Source organism: Patulibacter sp. NPDC049589 (genome assembly GCF_040675535.1).
Classification (GTDB): Bacteria; Actinomycetota; Thermoleophilia; order Solirubrobacterales; family Solirubrobacteraceae; genus Patulibacter.
Genome location: NZ_JBFAPC010000270.1, coordinates 1 through 4,561, shown reverse-complemented (window position 1 = coordinate 4,561; position 4,561 = coordinate 1). Strand labels below are relative to the sequence as shown.

6 protein-coding genes are annotated in these 4,561 nt (G+C 76.7%); 4 read left to right on the top strand and 2 right to left on the bottom strand.

Going from position 1 to position 4,561, the window contains the following annotated elements; genetic code table 11:
• From AB0L40_RS26755 to AB0L40_RS26740, 4 genes are all read left to right on the top strand, one after another.
• A partial coding sequence (locus AB0L40_RS26755) for a type II secretion system F family protein (protein WP_364361688.1) occupies positions 1 to 514 on the top strand: 514 nt, incomplete at its 5' end.
• Between the two features lie 73 nt (positions 515 to 587).
• Positions 588 to 1,448, top strand: coding sequence for a type II secretion system F family protein (locus tag AB0L40_RS26750; RefSeq protein WP_364361686.1), 861 nt, complete (start codon positions 588 to 590; stop codon positions 1,446 to 1,448).
• A gap of 94 nt (positions 1,449 to 1,542) precedes the next feature.
• Positions 1,543 to 1,935: a hypothetical protein gene (locus tag AB0L40_RS26745; RefSeq protein ID WP_364361684.1), complete on the top strand. Its 393-nt coding sequence runs from the start codon at positions 1,543 to 1,545 to the stop codon at positions 1,933 to 1,935.
• A gap of 53 nt (positions 1,936 to 1,988) precedes the next feature.
• Positions 1,989 to 2,363 (top strand): hypothetical protein, encoded by a 375-nt coding sequence (locus AB0L40_RS26740; protein WP_364361682.1) that lies wholly within the window; start codon positions 1,989 to 1,991, stop codon positions 2,361 to 2,363.
• Between the two features lie 141 nt (positions 2,364 to 2,504).
• On the opposite strand, the gene AB0L40_RS26735 is transcribed toward AB0L40_RS26740, so the two are convergent.
• Positions 2,505 to 2,747, bottom strand: coding sequence for a hypothetical protein (locus AB0L40_RS26735; RefSeq protein ID WP_364361680.1), 243 nt, complete (start codon positions 2,745 to 2,747; stop codon positions 2,505 to 2,507).
• Between the two features lie 11 nt (positions 2,748 to 2,758).
• Entirely contained in the window at positions 2,759 to 4,363 is a 1,605-nt protein-coding gene (locus AB0L40_RS26730) for a hypothetical protein (RefSeq protein ID WP_364361678.1), read from the bottom strand.
• Between the last annotated feature and the right edge of the window lie 198 nt (positions 4,364 to 4,561).

Here is a 4,561-nt window from a genome sequence, read left to right as displayed (position 1 = left end):
GCGGGCCATCGCCGATGCGCTGGACGCCGGGCACGGGGTGCGGCGGTCGATCGGCGAGGCGTCGCGGGCGTCGGGTCTCGGCGGACCGGCCGCCGACGAGCTCCGCCGGATCGCGGCCCGCCTGGAGGCCGGGGACCCGCTCGCCACCGCGCTGGACGCCTGGCGGGCGCGGACCGACGAGCCGGCGCACCGGACGATCGTGGCGGGGCTGCTGCTGCACGGCGAGGCCGGCGGGGAGCTCGCCGACGTCCTCCGCGACCAGGCCGAGGCCCTCGAGCGCGCCCGCCGGTCGACGGCGGAGGCCGAGAGCGCCATCGTCCAGTCGCGGTCGGCGGCCCGGATCGTCGGCGGCATCCCGGCCCTGGCCATGGTCTCGGCGGTGGTCCTCGCCCCGGACGTCGTCCGGCAGGTCACGGGCACGGCCATCGGGGCGATGCTCGTGGTCGCCGCGGTGCTGCTGCAGGTGACGGCGATGGTGGCGGTCCGCCGGCTGACGACGGGACTGGCGCGATGAGGGTGGCGCGACCCGGGACCAATCGGCTGGTCTCGCCGCCGGACCGCGCGCCCGCTCGGAAGGGCGCGGCCCGGTGATCGCGACGATCATGGCCGGCGCCGCGGGCGCGACGGCGGGGGTGGCGATCGGCGAGCTGCTGGTGCTGCGGGCCGGTCGGCGCGTCGACCGCCCGGCGGCGTGGCCGGCCGAGCCAGACGAGGGCCTCGGGACCCTCGGCGTGGTGCTCCGCCTCGCCCGGAGGATCGGGCCCGGGCCCGGGCGCCGGCTGCCGCGCCCCCGTGATGCGGCCGCACGCCTGGACGCCGCCGGACTGACGCCGCGCCTGACCGCCGCCGACCTCGGAGCCGTCCGCGGCGCGGCGCTCGTCCTCGGCACGGCGCTGTCGCTGGTCCTGCTCCCGGTGCTCGGGGCCGGTGCGGTGCTGCTGGCCGTCGCCCTTCCGGCGCTCCTCGTCCTGCTCCCCGACGTCCTCGTCTCCCGGCGGATCCGCAGCCGCGCGGCGACGATGCTCGTGGAGCTCCCCGACGTCGTCGACCTGCTGCGGATCGCGCTGCGCAGCGGCCGGTCGGTCCCGGAGACGCTGGCCCGGGTCGGCGCACACCACCCCGGGGCGGTCGGGGCGGAGCTGCGCCGGAGCGCCGCCGAGATGCGGATCGGGGTGCCGACCGACCGCGCGCTGGTCGGGCTCGGACGCCGCTGCCCCGCGGACGGCGCACCGGAGCTCGTGGCGCTCCTGCTGCGGACGCACCGCCACGGGGGCTCCGCGGCGGAGGGGCTGCAGGCCCTGGCCGAGGACCTGCGCGCCCGGCGCTCACGTGCGGCCATCGACCGGGCCTCGCGCGCGGCGCCGAAGATCCAGCTCGTCGTGGCCCTCCTGCTGGTGCCGGCGGCGATGCTCTTGATCGCGGCGGCGCTGCTGCAGATGCGGGGATGAGGTCGCGGCTCCAGGCGGGCACGGACGTCCAGGACCAGTACGTCGGGCAGGGGATCCGCTTCACGAACCTGCCGTACGTCGACGACGACCGGGCGTGGGGACCGTCACGGCCTTCGACGAGGGCATCGACACGCTGACGCTCGCGGGCCCGGGCCTCGCGCCGAAGAGCCGGTGCCTCCTCACGCTCGGGTTCGACGTCATCCCGCTCGGCAGGCTCAAGGCGGTGGGCAAGGAGGCGACGAGCTTCCGCGGCGACGCGCGCGACCTCGTGGAGAACCTCAAGGCCGTCCGGAAGGGCAACCGCAAGGCCGTGGACAAGGCGGCCCTCAAGGGACTCGAGGCGCTCGGCTCCACCTACAACCTGCTCACCGATCCCTACGAGGCCGTGAAGCTCGTCGCGTCGTCGAACCTCGTCATCCGGGGTCGGGGACGGCGAGCCGGGCGCTTCGGAAGATGCCCGCCCCTCGGCCCGATCCTGCCCCGCTGAGGGAGGAAGATCCACCTCACGAGCCGGGCCGCCGGTGCGAGACTCGGGACCTCGTGCGTTCTCGTCTGCTGCTCGTCGTCCCCCTGGTCCTCGGCACCGCGCTCGCGGGATGCGGAACGTCCCGCGAGAAGGCCGCGCAGGAGCTGCGGCAGGTCCTGACCCAGGCCGAGAAGGCGCCCCGCAGCGAGCAGACGATCCGCGGGTGGCCGGAGAAGTTCTGCTCGCTCTCGCCCGGGCTCGGCCGCTTCGACGTGCAGGAGGTCATGGGCCGGCCGACGCGGACGGTCCGCGACTCCACGCACAACCAGGAGACGTGGGCGGGGCTCGACGTGCGGCTGACCGTCCGCTACGACGACAACGACCGCGTCCGCCGGCTCGACAGCACCGGCAAGGCGAAGATCCCCTGCGTCGCGCGCCGCTCCGGCTGACCACCGGTCCCGTCCCGCGCCGGACCGGAGGCGTCGTCGGCCGTCCCGGCCGGTGACGGTCGGGACCGAGGCCACCGGCCCGCCCGTGCGGCGGCGTCCCTCGCGCGGTCGCCCGCTGGTCCGTCCGTCCGAGGCCCGCGCTCAGTTCGGCTTGGCCGAGTCGCAGACCTTCGTGACGGCCTCGTCGGCGCCCTTCCAGTCCGCGGCCTTCGCGCCCGGCGCGACGACGCGCCGCGTCTGGATCGTGCCGCCGAGCTTCGTGCGGCACTCGGTGGTGCCGTCCGCCGTCCGCCAGCTGTCGCCGTGGGCGTAGCGGTCGACGAGGAACCGGCCCCCGAAGAAGAGGACGGCGATGACGGCCAGGATCTTGAGGAGACCGAACATCGCCGTGCGCCCTACGGCTTCGCGCTCGGCGTGGGCGCGGTCGGTGTGGTCGAGGTCCCGGCCGCCCGCTTCGCGGCGTCGTACTCGACGACCAGGGTCCCGCGCCACGTCGACGCGCCGGTCGCCTCGCGGCCGGCCGTCACGAGCTTGATCCGGCCCAGCGCGCCGACCACGCGCCCGAGGCCCGCGGAGCCGAAGAGGCCGCCCGCGGCGCCGCCCGTCGCCGAGCCGCCGGCCTTCGGCGCGGACCCGCCCGCCATGCCGCCGAGGAGCCCCGCGATGCCGGACCCGCCGCCCGACCCGCCGGCACTGCCACCGAGCAGGTCGGCGATCCCGCCGCCGCCGGACCCGCCGTTCAGGATCCCGCCCAGGACCGGGCCGAGCGTGTTCAGCAGGTCGGTCAGCGGCGCGGGCTGCAGGACCAGGGACGGCGCGAGGCCGTCCAGCGCGGTCGTCGCCCGCTTGTAGAGCGGGTCGCCGGAGAAGCGGTCGCCGTCCGCCAGCGCCTTCGTCACCGAGTCGGCGCCGAGGCCGACGGCCAGGCGGTCGCCCTGCACGCCGGCGGCGAGCTGGATCGGCAGGCCGGACAGGCCGACTACGAGCCCCGACGTCGTGCCGGGGATCTTCGTCGGCTTGGCCGAGAACCCGGCGGCGCCGGCGTTCTTCCCGCCGATGCTGCCCAGCACGGAGCCGAGCTGGTCCAGCAGGGTCTTCGCGCCGTCGTCGTCGCCGGCCCGGAGGACGACCGCGCCGCCGGCGGCGAGCAGGTTCTCACCCTGGACGCCGCCCGAGACGACCTCGACGCCCTGCAGCGCCTTGGCCAGCCCGTCGGGCAGCTGCGCGCCGAGCAGCGCGGCGACCTGGTTCAGCGCGCCTGCGGCGGGGGAGCCCTTCGCCAGCAGGCCCGCGGTCCCGCCGCCGAACGCGGCCCAGGACCCGGCCGGCAGCGCGGCGACCGCGTCGGACGCGACCTTCGGATCGGTCCCCGGCTCGGCGGCGGTGCCGCCGCTGCGGACGACGAGGCGGCCGGGGCGGAGCTCGAGCGCCAGCGCGGCGGTCGCGTCGCGGGCGGGCAGGCGCAGCGAGGAGAGGGAGAGGCTGCGGGACGACGAGCGCCCGAGGGCGCCGGTGCCGAGCTGCTTCTCGGCCTGCTCGCGCAGCCCCTTCGGCAGGTCCTCCAGGAGCTTCGAACGGCGGGCGAGCGCCTTGGCTCCGGCCTTCGACCCGCTCTTCCCGCCGGCGACGTGCTCGCCGATCGTGGCGAACGCGGCGTTGATCGCCGGGGCCTGCTGCAGGTCGACCCAGGCGACGCCGGCCGGGTCGGTCGTCCGCACCTGCTGCAGCGCGGCGGTGAAGCGGGCGTTGCCGGCGAGGTCCGCGCCGTCGGCGGTGGCGGCGATCACGGCGCGGACGGCGGCCTCGGTGCCCAGCGCCGCGACGCCGTCGCCGATCCACGTGGCGCGCTCGCCCTGGATCCGGATCTCCTGGCCGCTGACGTCAACCTTGCGGCCCGCGGACCCGACGGCCTTGCGCAGCGCGGCGGCGTCGCGGACCTCGGCGACGATCGCGCCGTCGACGGACCTGGCGGCCGTCCGATCGCCGTCCTTCGAGGGCACGCCGCCCAGCAGGAACGCCGCGGCGTGGTCACCGAGGTGGGGGAGGACGTCCTTGCGGAAGGAGACCCCCGCCGGCAGGAGGCCCTCGTGGTCCTTGCCGGCCCCCTGATCCGATTATGCACGGGCAGCGCGATCACGGCGTCGATCACCGCGGTGCCGACGATCACGCCCACCATGTCGACGTTGACGGCGATCCCC

Bases quoted from the DNA above. Each gene is read 5' to 3' on its own strand.
- AB0L40_RS26735 (WP_364361680.1), bottom strand. From the start codon at position 2,747: ATGTTCGGTCTCCTCAAGATCCTGGCCGTCATCGCCGTCCTCTTCTTC.